Source organism: Streptomyces sp. NPDC002403 (assembly GCF_053593015.1).
On sequence record NZ_JBSFBQ010000007.1, the window covers coordinates 130376 to 144321 of the forward strand.

The following is a 13946-nucleotide window of genomic DNA, read 5'->3' on the forward strand; positions in this document are numbered from 1 at the left end:
CCCCGCCCCGCCGTCCAAGATCACCGGATGCAGAATGTCCGTATGCCGATAACGAATACGCCGAAAACGGCAACGCTCGACGACGCCGCGCAGATCAGCCGCTCCCTGGCCCTCGCCTTCGACGACGACCCGATGATGCGCTCGTTCTTCCCCGACGGCTCCTCGCGTCAGGCCTCACTGGTCAGTTACTTCACCACGATCTTCACCCGGCAGTACTCCCACACCAGTGTGTGCGAGCGCACCGGGTCCGCGGCGGCCTTCTGGGTGCCGCCGGAGGCGCAGGCCAAGGCGGTGCCCGACGCGGAGACCATCCAGGAGCTGCTGAACATCCTCGGCGACCGGGCCGGGCTGTTCAAGGAAACCGTCGAGACGGCCGCCCAGCACACGCCCGAGGAACCGCACTGGTACCTGGCGTTGATCGGCGCCGACCCCGCCGCCCAGGGGCAGGGGCAGGGCGCCGCCCTGCTGCGCTCGGGGCTGGCCAAGGCCGATGCGGCGGGACTGCCCGCCTATCTGGAATCCTCCAAGGCGGCCAATCTCCCCTTCTACGAACACTTCGGCTTCACCGTGCGCGAAGAGGTGCGGCTGCCGGAGAACGGGCCGACGCTGTGGGCCATGTGGCGCGAGCCGCGCCGTCCGGCCGGCGCCTGAGCACAACCGCGGCGGATCCGGTCCGCCCGAGACGGATCCGGTCCGGCACGGCCGGATCCGCCGCCCCGGACGCCCTCATGTCCCTTGCTCTGTCTATGGTTTCGCCATGGCAGTCCCCGCGATCATCCCCATCGCCCACGAGCCGGACTACCGGACCGACACCATCGGGCGGTACACGGGCGGCCAGTTCCTGGCCTCGATCACCTACGCCTTCCCGGACGGGTTCACGCCCGGCGACGGCTGGGAGGAGCACAAGCGCCTCTACACCGTCCTCCACCGGTTCGACCACGACGGCCGCCACACCGGCTCGGAGATCGAACGCGCGGGCACATGGGCCGAGCAGCAACAACGCCCGCACGGCCAGGGCTCCGTCATGGCGCGGGCACAGTCGCGGATGGCGGCGCTGCTCGACGGTCTTCCCGGACGCGAGTACGGGGACATCGCGATCCGGCCCTTCCGGCTGACGGTCGACGGCGTGCTGTTCGGTCTGGTCGTCGAACGCCACGACGGCGGCGAGGACGAGAACGACGGGCACGAGGACGAATGGGCCGAGCTCCACCCCGACTGCCTCGGCTTCTACGCCCCCTGGGACGGCCAGTACGACACCTGACATGCGGGCCCGGACGACGGAGGAACATGAACGACACCAGCGGGTTCAAGGACATCTCCCCGACCACCCTCGCCGATCTCCTGGGGCGCGGGCAGGTCATGGACATCGGCATCCGGCCACTGTGGCCCTCGGTCCCGCGGGTCGCCGGCCCGGCGTTCACCGTGCGGTGTCCGCCGGGCGACAACCTCATGCTGCACGCGGCCATCCATCGCGCGGAGCCCGGCTCCGTCATCGTCGTCGAGTCGGGTGACGTGGACTACGCGCTCGCCGGCGGCAATGTCTGTGCCGTGGCCCAACGCCGGGGCATCGCGGCGTTCGTGGCCGACGGGGTGATCCGCGACCTCGCCGAGGTGCGCGAGAGGGGATTCCCCGTCTTCGCCAGGGGTGTCATCCCGATCCCGGGAAGCAAGAAGGCCGTCGAGCCGCTCAACGGCCGCGTGCGGTGCGGCGGTGTGGAGGTGGACGCCGGCGACATCGTGGTGGCCGACGAGGAGGGCATCGTGGTCGTTCCCCGGGCCCGGCACGAGCAGGTGCTCATCGACGCCCGGGCGAAGGCCGCCAAGGAGGCCGGCGAATCCCTCGACGCGTGGGAGGCGGCCCACCGCGCCCGCATCGACAGCATCCTGCGCAGCGGCGGCTTCGAGGACTGACCACCGGGCGGCGGCGTCGGGCCCCGACGTCGTCGCCCCTCCCCCGTCCCCTCCTGCCCCCTCCCCCGTCCCCTCCTGCCCCCTCCGGTCCCCGTACGGACGCACACCGCGCGCGGTCCCGGCGATCCGGGGGAACCATGGAACGCACGGCACGCACCGGACCCGCTCATTTCATCGGACCCGGCCTGCAATTTCCGCGCCGACACGCGCGAGTGTCACCCGAACACCACACCCCGGCACCGGTCTCATCTCATATCTGAGATAGCCTTTCGCCATGTCAGACGATTACCTCGTACGCATCGGCAAGCTCATCCGTGACGCCCGTCAGCATCGGGGCTGGACACAGAGTCAGCTCGCCGAGGCGCTCGCCACAAGCCAGAGCGCCGTGAATCGCATCGAGCGCGGCAATCAAAACATCAGCCTTGAGATGATCGCGCGCATCGGTGAGGCACTCGACAGCGAGATCGTGTCCCTCGGCTACGCCGGCCCCATGCACCTGCGGGTGGTCGGTGGCCGTCGGCTCTCGGGCTCCATCGACGTCAAGACGAGCAAGAACGCGTGCGTGGCACTGCTCTGCGCCTCGCTGCTCAACAAGGGCCGCACCGTGCTGCGCCGGGTGGCCCGCATCGAGGAGGTCTACCGTCTCCTGGAGGTGCTGAACTCCATCGGTGTGCGGACCCGGTGGATCAACGAGGGAACCGATCTGGAGATCGTCCCGCCCGCCCGGCTGGACATGGAGGCGATCGACGCGGACGCCGCGCGCCGGACCCGCTCCATCATCATGTTCCTCGGCCCGCTGCTGCACCGCATGGACCGGTTCAAGCTTCCCTACGCGGGCGGCTGCGACCTCGGTACGCGGACCATCGAACCCCACATGATCGCGCTGCGCCGCTTCGGTCTGGAGATCGCCGCGACCGAGGGGATCTACCACGCCCAGGTCGACCACTCGGTCACCCCCGGCCGCCCCATCGTGCTGACCGAGCGCGGCGACACCGTGACCGAGAACGCGCTGCTGGCCGCCGCCCGCCACGACGGCACCACCGTCATCCGCAACGCGTCCTCCAACTACATGGTCCAGGACCTCTGCTTCTTCCTGGAGGCACTCGGTATACGCGTGGACGGCATCGGCACGACCACGCTGACCGTGCACGGAGTTCCGCACATAGACGTGGACGTCGACTACTCCCCGTCCGAGGACCCGGTCGAGGCGATGAGCCTCCTCGCCGCCGCCGTGGTGACGGAGTCCGAACTGACGATACGCCGGGTGCCGATCGAGTTCCTGGAGATCGAACTCGCGGTCCTCGAAGAGATGGGTGTCGACTGCGACCGTACGACGGAGTACACCGCCGACAACGGCCGTACCCGACTGGTCGACCTCACCGTCCGGCCCTCCAAACTGGAGGCGCCGATCGACAAGATCCACCCCATGCCGTTCCCCGGGCTCAACATCGACAATGTGCCCTTCTTCGCGGCGATCGCCGCCTCGGCCCAGGGCCAGACCCTCATCCACGACTGGGTCTACGACAACCGGGCCATCTACCTCACCGACCTGAACCGCCTCGGCGGCAGACTCCAACTCCTGGACCCCCACCGCGTCCTGGTCGACGGCCCGACCCGGTGGCGCGCCGCCGAAATGATGTGCCCGCCCGCACTGCGCCCCGCCGTGGTGGTGCTGCTCGCCATGATGGCGGCGGAGGGCACGTCCGTACTGCGCAACGTGTACGTCATCAACCGGGGTTACGAGGAGCTCGCGGAGCGCCTCAACTCGGTGGGCGCGCAGATCGAGATCTTCCGCGACATCTGACCGTCTTCAGAAGCCATGCCGTCACACCCCTCCTGGCCTGCATGCATGCGAGCCAGGAGGGAACGCTCTGAAAGCTGGGGGCTCGGCGAAACCACAGGTCAGAGTTCCTTGTCATCAACGTTGTACGACAGCCTTCACCGGCGGAGCATCACCAGAGCCGGCGTTCGAGACTGCTGCGCAGCTCTGAGTGCGTGATCCACGTCCTGCTCTAGGATGACTACGACCATCTCAGCGGCCCGACGGGCTTCCGCTCCACTTGCGTGGACCTGAAGGACATGCCCCCACCCGCACGAGTCACTTCGTGCTGCCTGGGGGCATTCCCTTGCTGTTCCGTGAGTCTGCGGCGTCGTTGGCCACTCGCACACACGTCGAAGGCCGGCTGGCACAGCTTCTTACCGAGAACTTCCTGCACAAACACCGCCACCGGCCTCAGCCGGCGGAGGTGCGCTCCTGGGAGCGCAGCATCCCCGCGTTGACCAACGCGCTGATCGAAGCTGGTCTCGGTGAGGTCGAGATGCTGCTGGAGTACGGGCTGCCTCTGACCAGCAAGCGCGCGGACGTGATATTGGCCGGCGTCCATCCGAGCTCTGGCGAGCCCTCGTACGTGGTCGTCGAGCTGAAGCAGTGGAGCGACGCCTACCCGGAGGAGGACGATCCGCTGCTGTGCCGCACCGACGCCTATCCGGATCCAGTCCTCAACCCGATCGAGCAGGTGCGGGGCTACTGCGACTATCTGGTCTCGTTCAACGGAGCCCTGGAAAGCATTCCAGAGTCGGTCTCAGGGGTCGCCTACCTGCACAACGCGACCGACTTCGGGGTCGCAGGGCTCCGTGCCGTGCCAGAGGACGATCGGGGCCAGATGTTTACCGGCGACCAGCGTGGAGCCTTCATCGGCTACCTCCGTTCCAGACTGGCGGCGAAGCCGGGTGCCGAGGCAGCCGACACGCTGTTGCAAGGCAAGATCCGGCCGTCGAGACAACTTATGGCTGTCGCCGCCGAGGAGGTGCGAACCCGAGAACAGTTCGTGCTGCTGGACGAACAGCGACTCGCCTACGAAACGGTCATGTCAGCGGTCCGGCAGGCCCGTCGGTCCAACCGCAAGCAGGTCGTGGTCGTAACCGGCGGACCGGGCTCCGGCAAGAGCGTGATCGCGCTCTCCCTGTTGGGAGACCTCTACCGGCGCGGGGTGCCCACCCTGCACGCCACCGGTTCGCAGTCCTTCACCAAGACGATGCGCAAGGTCGCCGGTGCCCGCAAGCCCGAGGTCCAGCGGCTCTTCCGCTATTTCAACAGCTTCATGGAAGCGGAGCCGAACGACCTCGACGTGCTCGTGTGCGACGAGGCTCACCGGCTCCGCAAGACCTCCGCCAACCGCTACACCAAGGCGACTCTTCGAACTGGCCGGCCGCAGGTGGCGGAGCTGATGGACGCTGCTCGGGTTCCGGTGTTCCTGCTGGACCAGCACCAGGTCGTGCGTCCGGGTGAGATGGGAACCGTGGAACAGATCCAGGCGTCCGCGACCGAACTCGATCTGGACTGCACGGTGGTGAGGCTGGACAGCCAATTCCGGTGCGGTGGCAGTGACGCCTACCTGCGGTGGGTGGTCGACCTGCTGGGACTCGAAGGCAACGCGCCCACCTTGTGGGAGCCGGACGGCAAGGTACGGCTCCTGACTGCCGACAGCCCGCAGGAGTTGGAGGACCTTCTGGCCGACCGGCGAGCGCAGGGCTATGGCGCGCGCATGTCTGCGGGCTATTGCTGGAAGTGGACGACAAAGATCACTTCCAGCATGCACGCCCTGCCCACCGACGTGGTCATCGGCGACTGGGCCAGGCCCTGGAACCTCTATGGCGACCGCGCCCTGCTCGGCGCGCCGCCAGCGCCCCTCTGGGCCACCGACCCCGCCGGGTTCGGACAGATCGGATGCGTCTACACGGCGCAGGGGTTCGAGTACGACTGGTCCGGAGTGATCATGGGCCCGGACCTTGTGTGGCGTACTGATCGATGGATCGTGGACCGTAGCGCGTCCAAAGACCCGTCCTTCACCAAAGCCACCCCGGACGAGGACGTCGACCGACTCGTCCGCAATACGTACAAGGTGTTGCTGACCCGGGGCATGATCGGCACGATCGTCTACTCGACAGACGCGGAAACCCGCGAGAAACTCCGCTCACTGATTCCGTCGGTGCTCTAGCTGTATTGCCCGGTGGGGGTTGGGGACGCGGCTGGCGGGTGGTTTACCTGCAAGCGCGGTGTGTCCGCGGTGGTGATTGTAGGTGTGCAACCAGCTGGGGAAGGCTTCGCGCTATCCGGTTTCTAATCGGTAGGGGCGAGCGTAGGCCCATTCGTCGAGCGGTCGCGCATGCCCGCTTCCCCCAGGCTCCGGTAGCGGGTGTCCCACCGCTGGGCCGTGGTGGGTGAGACCCGGGAGCGTTCGGCGGCCCGCCGCAGGGGCCGGCCGTCCTCGGCCACGCAGCGGGCCTGACGCAGACGGCCGGTCTCGGTCAGGGGTACATCACGATGGGGCACGAGGGTCTTCTGATCGTTCGGTGGAGATGTCGAGTCCACACCGAACCCGGAAAACCCTCACCCATTCAAAAACCCTCAGTCGAGACCTGCTTCACCCGCCCACAACCTCCCGGCACAGAACAACTAGCCCTCCACAGCGCCTGCAGTCCCACCGAGACCGTGCGTGCGCGTACCGCCGTGAAAACCACATCGCCCGAAGCCGACTCACGAGATAGCATGATCGTGCTGCGCACCTTCCCGGAGGGTACGCGGCTGCGGTTCCTGAGTTTGCTCCAACGAGCTGTGGATGACGAATGGTTGTGCCCGCCGCGTGGTGACACGCGGCGCGAGCGTGGATGCCCGGTAGGGCGTCCCCCTGCCATTCCGATCTAACTGCTCTGGAGTGGCCATGACCTCGGTCGAGTACAAGCCTGCGCGTCGTGAACGGATCCGCGCGATCCTGATCGAGATCGCTGCCTCGGTTGTCTCCAACCTACTGGTGACGACCCTGATGGCGGTTGCAAGTCTGCTCTTCTAGCGCAGACCGGTGGCGGGCCCGGCGAGCCCGCCACCTCACTCGCGCGACAGCACTTCTCAGAACAGCCGCAGGTCTGGGGCCTGCGACCCCGCGCCCTTCTGACGCTTGCTTCTGCCCCTCTCCCGACCCCGACCCCGGCCGGGCCGGGGCAGATGCTGCTTGCGTGCCTCCACCGGCAGGTTCTCCCAGGTGGGACGCAATCCGTGGATCTCGACCTTGCCGACGAGCTTCTTGAGATAGTCCCGAGTCTCCTTGTCAGTGGAATAGAGCACCGTGGCGCGACTGGCCCGGGTCATCAACACGTGGTAGGCATGTCGGACGAGGCGTGCGAATTCCTTGTCGTCGACGCTGCTGGCCTTAACCTTCGGATCGAATGAACCCGGCTCGGCAACGCGCTTGATGCCCGGCTCCGCCGTCTTGAGTTCCTTACCCCGTCGAAACACCCACCGGTCACCGCGGCGCACCATGTCCTCACCCATGATCACACCGCACCAGTCCCATTCGAGGCCCTGTGCAGTGTAGACACAGCCGATCTGGCCAAGGCCGTTCTCATGCACGGACCAGATTCTCGACGGTGGCGCCTCGCCCTCGCAGAAGCTTTCGCTGTCCGCGTTCCACGACCGGTGCCACTCACCGATGCGAACGTCGGCCTCCAGTCGTCGCTCCTTGCCGAGCGGCTTCGTCCACGGCCAGCAGTAACCGGCGACCATGCGCGCGGAAGCGCCGGCACGTGCTTCCGTACGAATGATTTGCTCGAGTTCCTCCGGGCTGTCCGCCACTTCGATGTGCATCAGTCCGTCCGGCCGCCACTCGCCCGGCTCCTCGTTCGCCACATCGAGCAACGCCCGTACCCAGCGAACGTAGGAACCACTGCCGCCGCATCGGAACTGCTCCCGCAGCTTGTACCGAAGGATTTGAGCGCCGTGCCGTTCGGCCGCGTCCTCGATCAGACCGACGGTGCCGACCTCGTTCGGTCGCACCGACTGGCCCTCGTCCAGGAAAAACACCGTCAACCGGGACGCCGCGAGGAGTTCGTCCACCTGCGGCCCCGTACCCCAGTCCTCGGGTTTCCAGAATCGATTGGTCGACCGGTCCCGGAGACGATGCGCCTCGTCGCAGATCAGGACGTCCAAGAGCGGGTCGGGTGGGGAGACGAAGTTACTGAAGTAGGTGAACGTCTGCCTGAACTCCCGGTCTCCGTAACCGACATGCTCTTGAAGAGCCCCGTTGAAGGCTCGGCTGCCACTGGCGTAATTGACCGTACGGCCTTGGGCTTCCAGTTCTGCCTTGATCTGCAGACCGATCGCGCTCTTCCCCGTTCCCGCGCCACCGGTCACGAGGAAAATCACACGCCCCTCGTCCTGTACCAAGGCGGGACGCTGCGGGTCTGGCAGGACCTTCGAAGCTGTCTCCAGCACTTGGTCGGCCACCTCCTTCTGCCGCCCACGCAGAGTGAAGACGGTGTCGGCTCCGCGAGACCAGATCATGGCGTCGAGCAGCGGGGTGTTACGCAGGCCCATGCTCTGCAGCATCCTCTCGGCCATGGAGGCCGCGCCTTCCTCGGCAAAGGTCCTCCTGAGATCGGATAGCAACTGCTCGCGCCGGTCACTCGTGTATATGCGGGCATACGAGCCTGTCGGCGCGTCCACGTCGATCAGAGTCCGTATGGAGTCGTCGGTGGCGTTGTGCAGATAGGCAAAACCGCCGCATTCGAAGTCGGCACCTTGAAAGGGGCCCCGATCACTCGTAAAGGCCTCGTAATAGACTCCCAATTGCAGTGCCGGGTGCTTCTTCTTCTCTTTGATACCCGGCACGTGCAACAGATCCGCGGTCGCCCGTTCCACCCGGCTCACCGTCGACCAACGCTTCAACTCGACCAACTGCACGGAGGGCACGTGCCGCACGGGATGACGCCCCACCAGAACGACATCGATGAGGCGGGGGTCACCGGGGCAGACCGCCTCATCGAGCGTAGCGGCACACTCGACGATCATTTCTACGTTGCCGCGTTCCGCCGCGACCAGGTCGCTCGCAAGGTTAACCAGGCTCTCCGCCCACGCGGCACGCTCTGACTCAGAGGCATCCGCTCCCCGGAAATACCGCCACCGGGCAGCAAGGTGCGGCACCATCCGATCACGCGAGTCGAGGGTGAGCAGATCCTGCGCCGACAACTTCAGCAGGAGCATGGACACGAGGTGGTTCCCCCAAGGCACGAGTAACTCGTGCGGGTGGGGGCGTGTCCTGTTCAGGAAGCCCGTCGGGCCGCAATTCGGTTGTCGTGATCCTAGACAAGGTCCGGCCCACCTAAGACGTCACCACGGCTGTCGGCCGGAACTGCGGCGAGCATGGCTGGATCACGCAGTGCTACGTGGACAAGGAACACGCCGAAGGAGCCTTCATGCCACCGCGTGCGGTACGGCTACCAAGCTGATTAGGATTGCATCCTGTGCTGAGGAGGCACTGAGTGTGAGTACGTAGACCTGACGGTTCGTACTCATGGGTACCCTCATTGGCCGGCGGCCGAGACGAACCGCACAGGTCCGGCCAGCACGGCGACCGCAGGCCCAAGCAGGCCAGCCGCGCGGAAAGCGTCGCTTCTTCCAGCCTCGGCGGAAGGGCCTCTGCGAACTTCAATCGTACGGCCCGCTCATCGACCGTGGGAAGACAGAGCCGGTCCGCCGCACCCGCGGTGCAACTCTTCCAGGACGCCGGCGTCACCTGCTCGCGCAGCCGGATCCAGTGATCGTTGACGCGCTGGCCCGGCACCGCCACATTGTCAAGGGCGGCGTTGACCCGGTGCCCCCGTGTCCACCAGTGCATGCCGCCGCCCGCTTCACGAATGATGAGCGTGCCTCCTGGTTGCACTCGTTCCGGGAAGTGTCCACGCGCTTCACTCAGCGACCGGACGGCCCGCTGTGTGCGCCGGAGGGACGAGCCTGCGCCCAGCAGCACTTCGCCTACCATCGGCGACGCTTCGGACAAAGCGCCAGGGCCCGATCCGGTGCTGATCCGCTTTGCCTTCCGCCCCCGCCCATGGGTTTCACGAAACAGCGCTTTCGCTTCCAGTCGATGTGTGTAGCCGCAGGTGCCCGCCTTCACATCCCGGTCCGATGCGTCGGTCAGTGAGAAGTCGAAGAGCTTCAGCTGCCGGGGGCGGCCCTTGCGGCGCTGGATGCCTAAACTATCGGGCTTGGTGCCGCGGTGGCGCACTCCATTGCCGGCGATTTGGTCGAGTGCCTGGAAGAGGTCTTCGTCGAAACGCTCCAGCTCGTGGTTGGTGAGCTGGGGGCGCCGGCCTCGGCAGGCAGCCGCTCCGCCTTCTCCTTGCCTTGCGTCACCTTGAAGATGTGCTGGTCGAGAGGACGGCCCGGCCGCCCTCCTGTTCCCGGAACTCGACGGCGCCGATGATGCCGCAGTGGTTGATGCCCTGCAGCACCTGGTATTCGCGACGAGCGGCACGTTCCGTGGACTTGCGAGCCGCCTCGGTCGCCCCCTGGCTGACCAGATAGATACGGGCCCAGCCCTCCTCCTGTACCAGGCCGTCGTCGCGCATGGCGAGGCGATCCTCCCAGGTCGCTCCGGCATCGGGCGGATGCGCGCACATTTCAGGCGCCTCCGAACCGCAGATGCCCGCTGGACTACCGAATGCCGATGGTCCGGAGAAGCTGCCGCGGCTTCTGGCAGGCGAACTCGGTCGTGATCCGCCGTTCCAGGTGGAGCCGGTGTTATGCAGCTCTCCTGGGTCGCTCTTGATCTCGGTCAGGAGCAGGCCAGAGGGACCGCGACGGGGAGATCGCATCATTGACCAGGCCCGAGTGCTCAGTGAAGGAGAAGGCAGCCCTGGCCCGGTAGGGCTCGGCCGCCGGCATCCGTCTCCGTGCGTGGGCCAACGCATCCTGCTCCCAGGCATAGGCCGCGGGGCGATCACGGGATCACTGCTGGACGGGCCCCGGCGGACCGGGCTCGGGTGCTGACCCTCCTCCCGACGCTACCGCTTTCGGACTCCACCACACCCACGCCCCGACAGAGGGGCAAACCACCTCATAGACCCTATCGCGCATGTCCTGGAACCACATGGTGATCCTTAACCCCGTACACGCCGGGAGGGCCTGACGGCGAACATCTGCTGCCGCATGCCACGCACAGATCAAACGAGTCAGGCGCTACCCTCACTCATAAGCTGCTCGATCGCCGCAAGCACCTGGCCCAACGCCTCTGGCTGGGCAGACAGCGCTGCCAGCGAGACCGACAGCCAGCCGTTGAAGCCCCTTGCCCGTTGTGCAGCGATCCTGTTCCGAAGTCCGTCCACAGGGGGCAAAGCGTCCGCGAAGGCAGCCGTCGCGTCCTGCCCCAGGTGGTGGGTGATAGACCCGAAGTTGAAGGCGAGGTCGTCGTTGTCCGGATTCTCACGCAGCGACAGCGTCCAGACGGGGACCTCCTTCCCCAAGGCCGGACAGTGGACGGAGAAACTTGGGTACGCCGCACTGTTCCCCACGGGGCGCCCTGCCGCCTCCGCGTGATCAAGCAGCGCCAGGGCGACTCGCCGTTCCTCCGGGCTACGGCTCTCCAATGTCGCGTCCATATCGGCCCGCGTCCATCTGCGACTTGTCTGTCCGGATCTCGACTGCGTCTTGTTCGCCGTGGCCACCTCGCCGTGGACCCTCGGGACGAGCACACGATAATCACCACTGCCCCGGTACTGGGCCAGTTCGACCGCATAGACATCGGTCTGCCGCATCTGGCAGTTCAGGAACTCCACAATGGCCCTCAGTTCCACGGGAATTCGGTCCGCCACGAAGAGCAGCCGCATCCGTCCGGCCGCAAGCCGCTCCTCGACCGTCTTCCAGAACTCCTCGGGTGACTGGCCTCCCAGCAGGTCTCGGTAGGCATCCTCAGGAGGCCGCCCGTCCCTCGCGCAGGTCTCCTCGAAAGTCCGCTGGAGCAGCGCGGCAGGCCAATAGCGTGCCCCGTTGGCCGCGTAGTCGAGCATCTGGCCCACGACTTCCCGACGTATGCGGGTGTCGGACGCCCGCTTGACCTCCACCAGGGTCGGCACCCCGTCCGCGTCCACGAACAAGTGGTCCAGCCAGTACGTGGAGCCGCTTTCGTTGCTGGTCGGAACTCTCATCTCGCGTGCCACGAGAACGAGCCGCAAAGGCCGGCCATCGGCCAGCGAACCGAAGTCCAGGATCCGAGGATGGCGTGCGAGCAGCATCTGGAACTCGGCCTCGGTCTCGAAGGCGGCAGCCTCCAGTGCGCTCAGTCCCTCGCCCAGCAGAAACACCGGCTGTTCGTTCGGCGCCATCCCGATACCCATCCTCATCCCCAGAACGGTGCGAACCGTTCGATCACCATCACGGCAGGCCTACCAGACGTCACTGACAATCAAGCATTCCGGCTCCGGGCCGCACACCTCCTCTGCCGTCACGCTGGGTCGGTCAGCCGCGTATCGAGGACCGTCCCCTCCTCGACACGGATACCCAGTTCCAAGAGAGCCCCGGAGAGCCAGGCATCCCAGGGCGCGTCGGTCGGCCGGTGCGGCGAGCCATGAGGGCCCGCGAGTACCGCTGCCGCGCGATAGTCGGTGGCCGTGTACTGCCAGGGCCGCGGGGGGACGCGGCGCAGAAGTGCCGAGGCGATACGCAGCCCACCCCGGTCGAAGTCCCCGTGGTAGGGCAGTGTTGCCCCGCCCCCAAGCGGGCGGCGCAGGAGGGTGAGAGGGGCGGCGGAGGGCTGACCCTGGAGACAGACCAGCGGCGCGAAGTGCGGGCCGTGTGAGTCGACAGCCGCAGCGAGCACCGCCGGGTTCTCGCAGATCCGGACGGACGGGGCGGTCGGGACGGGCGGTCGTCGGATCAGCTGGCGCAAGGTCAATACGGACGGCTCGCCCGATCCTGTCATCCATTCGAGGGCCGATGTGCACCGCAGATTCAGGGAGAACCGTTGAGGGCGGCCCGCCACGGAGTAGGCCCACCGATGCCCACGCCTCCTTGCGCCACTCCGCGCCCGACCCATCGGGGAAGCCCATCAGTGCTCGGAAGCCCGAAGAGTGAGGGCGGCCAAGGAAATGCCGCCGCCCAGGGGTATGGGCACTGCCGAGCCGCGAAGGCGGGAAGCAAGACGGCCGGATCTGCGGGAACGAGGTGGGAGGTGGCGACGGCACGGTCCACGAGGGCTGGTCTCGGCATTCACAGGTCTTTCCCGGGACATCTAGCCCATGCGACATCCCGTACGCGTCGGCGACGTCCGGCAGTACGAGTGCGGCCGACGGCCTTCCGGATTCAGGCAGTATGCCTGCTCGGGAGCCGCCGGTCGTCACGGGCGGCGCTGGTGGCCGACGTCGCGGGCGAGGTCCAGGCCGAGGACGCGGTCGAGATGGGCGAAGGTCTCGAACTTGGCGCCCGGCTGTACATCGGGCCGTTCCGCCACCTCGGCCAGCAGCGTCAGGACGGCGGCGACGTCGAGGTTCTCGGTGAGGGCCGTGTGCGACTGCCGCAGCAGGTCGACGGGGATCGGCCTGGACGGCCGCTGCGCCCAGTCGGCGACCGATCGCCGCCAGTCGCGCAGTGTCCGCCGGGCCTCGGCGAGCGCGGGACCGGTGACCGTGACCGGAGTCGCGTAGGGGCGGCCGAGCAGCAGCAGGCGTACCGCCAGTGGATCGGCGGCCTCCGGCATCGTCGCGTCCGGAAGATCGGGGAGGGCAGCGAGGCCGGGGACGGCGGGGGCGTGCTCCGTCGGTGGAGTCGTGGCTACTTGGCCCACCTCGATCAGGGCGCCGGACCCGGCGTCGTCCGGGGTGGTGCCGGCGGCGGCCACGTGGAGGTCGGCGGGGCCGCCCAGTGCGGCGTCCGGACGGTGGGCTCCGACGACCGCGGGGGGATGGATGCCGAGCACCGCCATCACCCGGTCCAGGGCGCGGGCCTGTTCGTGCGTCAGCTCCGGGGTGGTGAGGACCGTGACGACCTGGAGGCCGTTCAGCTCGGCGGTGCGTGCCAGTACGTCGCCGATCAGGGGGACGCGCAGGTGCACGGGGCCGAGCCCGGTGCCGGTGTCCGGGCCCGTGCCGATCTCCGGCAGGTGGACGCAGCTGCGCAGCAGGCGGCGTGGGGCGGCGGGGACTTCCACGAGGTGGCCGGTGCGGGTGTCGGCGATGCGCAGCATGATGCGGAGGCTAGTCGCGGGGGC

At 67.3% G+C, this 13946-nt stretch carries 11 protein-coding genes and 2 pseudogenes; 6 read left to right on the top strand and 7 right to left on the bottom strand.

From position 1 onward, the window contains the following. The first annotated feature begins 42 nt into the window (after positions 1-42). The 5 genes from ACWCPY_RS11275 (at position 43) to ACWCPY_RS11295 (ending at position 5909) form a co-directional block, all read left to right on the top strand. Entirely contained in the window at positions 43-651 is a 609-nt protein-coding gene (locus ACWCPY_RS11275; protein ID WP_451264064.1) for a GNAT family N-acetyltransferase, read from the top strand. A 106-nt stretch (positions 652-757) separates the two neighbouring features. Next, positions 758-1261, top strand: a complete 504-nt coding sequence (locus ACWCPY_RS11280; RefSeq protein ID WP_451264065.1) for a hypothetical protein — start codon at positions 758-760, stop codon at positions 1259-1261. 26 nt (positions 1262-1287) lie between these two features. After that, on the top strand, positions 1288-1911 hold the full coding sequence (locus tag ACWCPY_RS11285) for an RraA family protein (protein ID WP_451264066.1): 624 nt from the start codon (positions 1288-1290) through the stop codon (positions 1909-1911). A 274-nt stretch (positions 1912-2185) separates the two neighbouring features. Beyond that, the gene (locus ACWCPY_RS11290) at positions 2186-3715 is read left to right on the top strand and encodes a helix-turn-helix domain-containing protein (protein ID WP_451264067.1); all 1530 of its coding nucleotides are present in this window, start codon (positions 2186-2188) and stop codon (positions 3713-3715) included. Between the two features lie 322 nt (positions 3716-4037). Continuing rightward, positions 4038-5909: a DNA/RNA helicase domain-containing protein gene (locus ACWCPY_RS11295; protein WP_451264068.1), complete on the top strand. Its 1872-nt coding sequence runs from the start codon at positions 4038-4040 to the stop codon at positions 5907-5909. Here the strand turns inward: ACWCPY_RS11295 and ACWCPY_RS11300 are convergent. Both ACWCPY_RS11300 and ACWCPY_RS11305 read right to left on the bottom strand, forming a co-directional pair. Continuing rightward, positions 5906-6080: pseudogene (locus ACWCPY_RS11300) on the bottom strand (IS481 family transposase); the annotation flags it as partial. The gene ACWCPY_RS11295 and the pseudogene ACWCPY_RS11300 sit on opposite strands and share 4 nt — an antisense overlap. Then, a pseudogene (locus ACWCPY_RS11305) lies at positions 6038-6244 on the bottom strand (helix-turn-helix domain-containing protein); the annotation flags it as partial. The pseudogenes ACWCPY_RS11300 and ACWCPY_RS11305, both read right to left, overlap by 43 nt. A 388-nt stretch (positions 6245-6632) precedes the next feature. Here ACWCPY_RS11305 and ACWCPY_RS11310 point away from each other — a divergent pair. After that, entirely contained in the window at positions 6633-6761 is a 129-nt protein-coding gene (locus ACWCPY_RS11310) for a DUF6408 family protein (RefSeq protein WP_403770523.1), read from the top strand. A 56-nt stretch (positions 6762-6817) separates the two neighbouring features. Here the strand turns inward: ACWCPY_RS11310 and ACWCPY_RS11315 are convergent, their stop codons facing one another. The 5 genes from ACWCPY_RS11315 to ACWCPY_RS11335 all read right to left on the bottom strand — a co-directional run bounded on the left by ACWCPY_RS11315 (position 6818) and on the right by ACWCPY_RS11335 (position 13922). Beyond that, a complete protein-coding gene (locus ACWCPY_RS11315) occupies positions 6818-8947 on the bottom strand; it encodes a DNA/RNA helicase domain-containing protein (protein WP_451264186.1) in 2130 nt (709 codons plus the stop codon). Positions 8948-10095: 1148 nt separating this feature from the next. Then, the gene (locus tag ACWCPY_RS11320; protein ID WP_451264069.1) at positions 10096-10314 is read right to left on the bottom strand and encodes a hypothetical protein; all 219 of its coding nucleotides are present in this window, start codon (positions 10312-10314) and stop codon (positions 10096-10098) included. Positions 10315-10917: 603 nt separating this feature from the next. Beyond that, positions 10918-12084, bottom strand: a complete 1167-nt coding sequence (locus tag ACWCPY_RS11325) for a hypothetical protein (RefSeq protein WP_451264070.1) — start codon at positions 12082-12084, stop codon at positions 10918-10920. A 101-nt stretch (positions 12085-12185) separates the two neighbouring features. Beyond that, positions 12186-12629: a DUF2399 domain-containing protein gene (locus tag ACWCPY_RS11330; RefSeq protein WP_451264071.1), complete on the bottom strand. Its 444-nt coding sequence runs from the start codon at positions 12627-12629 to the stop codon at positions 12186-12188. 447 nt (positions 12630-13076) lie between these two features. Further along, positions 13077-13922 (bottom strand): hypothetical protein, encoded by an 846-nt coding sequence (locus tag ACWCPY_RS11335; RefSeq protein ID WP_451264072.1) that lies wholly within the window; start codon positions 13920-13922, stop codon positions 13077-13079. Between the last annotated feature and the right edge of the window lie 24 nt (positions 13923-13946).

Bases quoted from the DNA above. Each gene is read 5' to 3' on its own strand.
- ACWCPY_RS11310 (WP_403770523.1), top strand. From the start codon at position 6,633: ATGACCTCGGTCGAGTACAAGCCTGCGCGTCGTGAACGGATCCGCGCG.
- ACWCPY_RS11280 (WP_451264065.1), top strand. From the start codon at position 758: ATGGCAGTCCCCGCGATCATCCCCATCGCCCACGAGCCGGACTACCGG.
- ACWCPY_RS11285 (WP_451264066.1), top strand. From the start codon at position 1,288: ATGAACGACACCAGCGGGTTCAAGGACATCTCCCCGACCACCCTCGCC.
- ACWCPY_RS11335 (WP_451264072.1), bottom strand. From the start codon at position 13,922: ATGCTGCGCATCGCCGACACCCGCACCGGCCACCTCGTGGAAGTCCCC.
- ACWCPY_RS11315 (WP_451264186.1), bottom strand. From the start codon at position 8,947: ATGCTCCTGCTGAAGTTGTCGGCGCAGGATCTGCTCACCCTCGACTCG.
- ACWCPY_RS11325 (WP_451264070.1), bottom strand. From the start codon at position 12,084: ATGAGGATGGGTATCGGGATGGCGCCGAACGAACAGCCGGTGTTTCTG.
- ACWCPY_RS11320 (WP_451264069.1), bottom strand. From the start codon at position 10,314: ATGCGCGACGACGGCCTGGTACAGGAGGAGGGCTGGGCCCGTATCTAT.
- ACWCPY_RS11290 (WP_451264067.1), top strand. From the start codon at position 2,186: ATGTCAGACGATTACCTCGTACGCATCGGCAAGCTCATCCGTGACGCC.
- ACWCPY_RS11275 (WP_451264064.1), top strand. From the start codon at position 43: ATGCCGATAACGAATACGCCGAAAACGGCAACGCTCGACGACGCCGCG.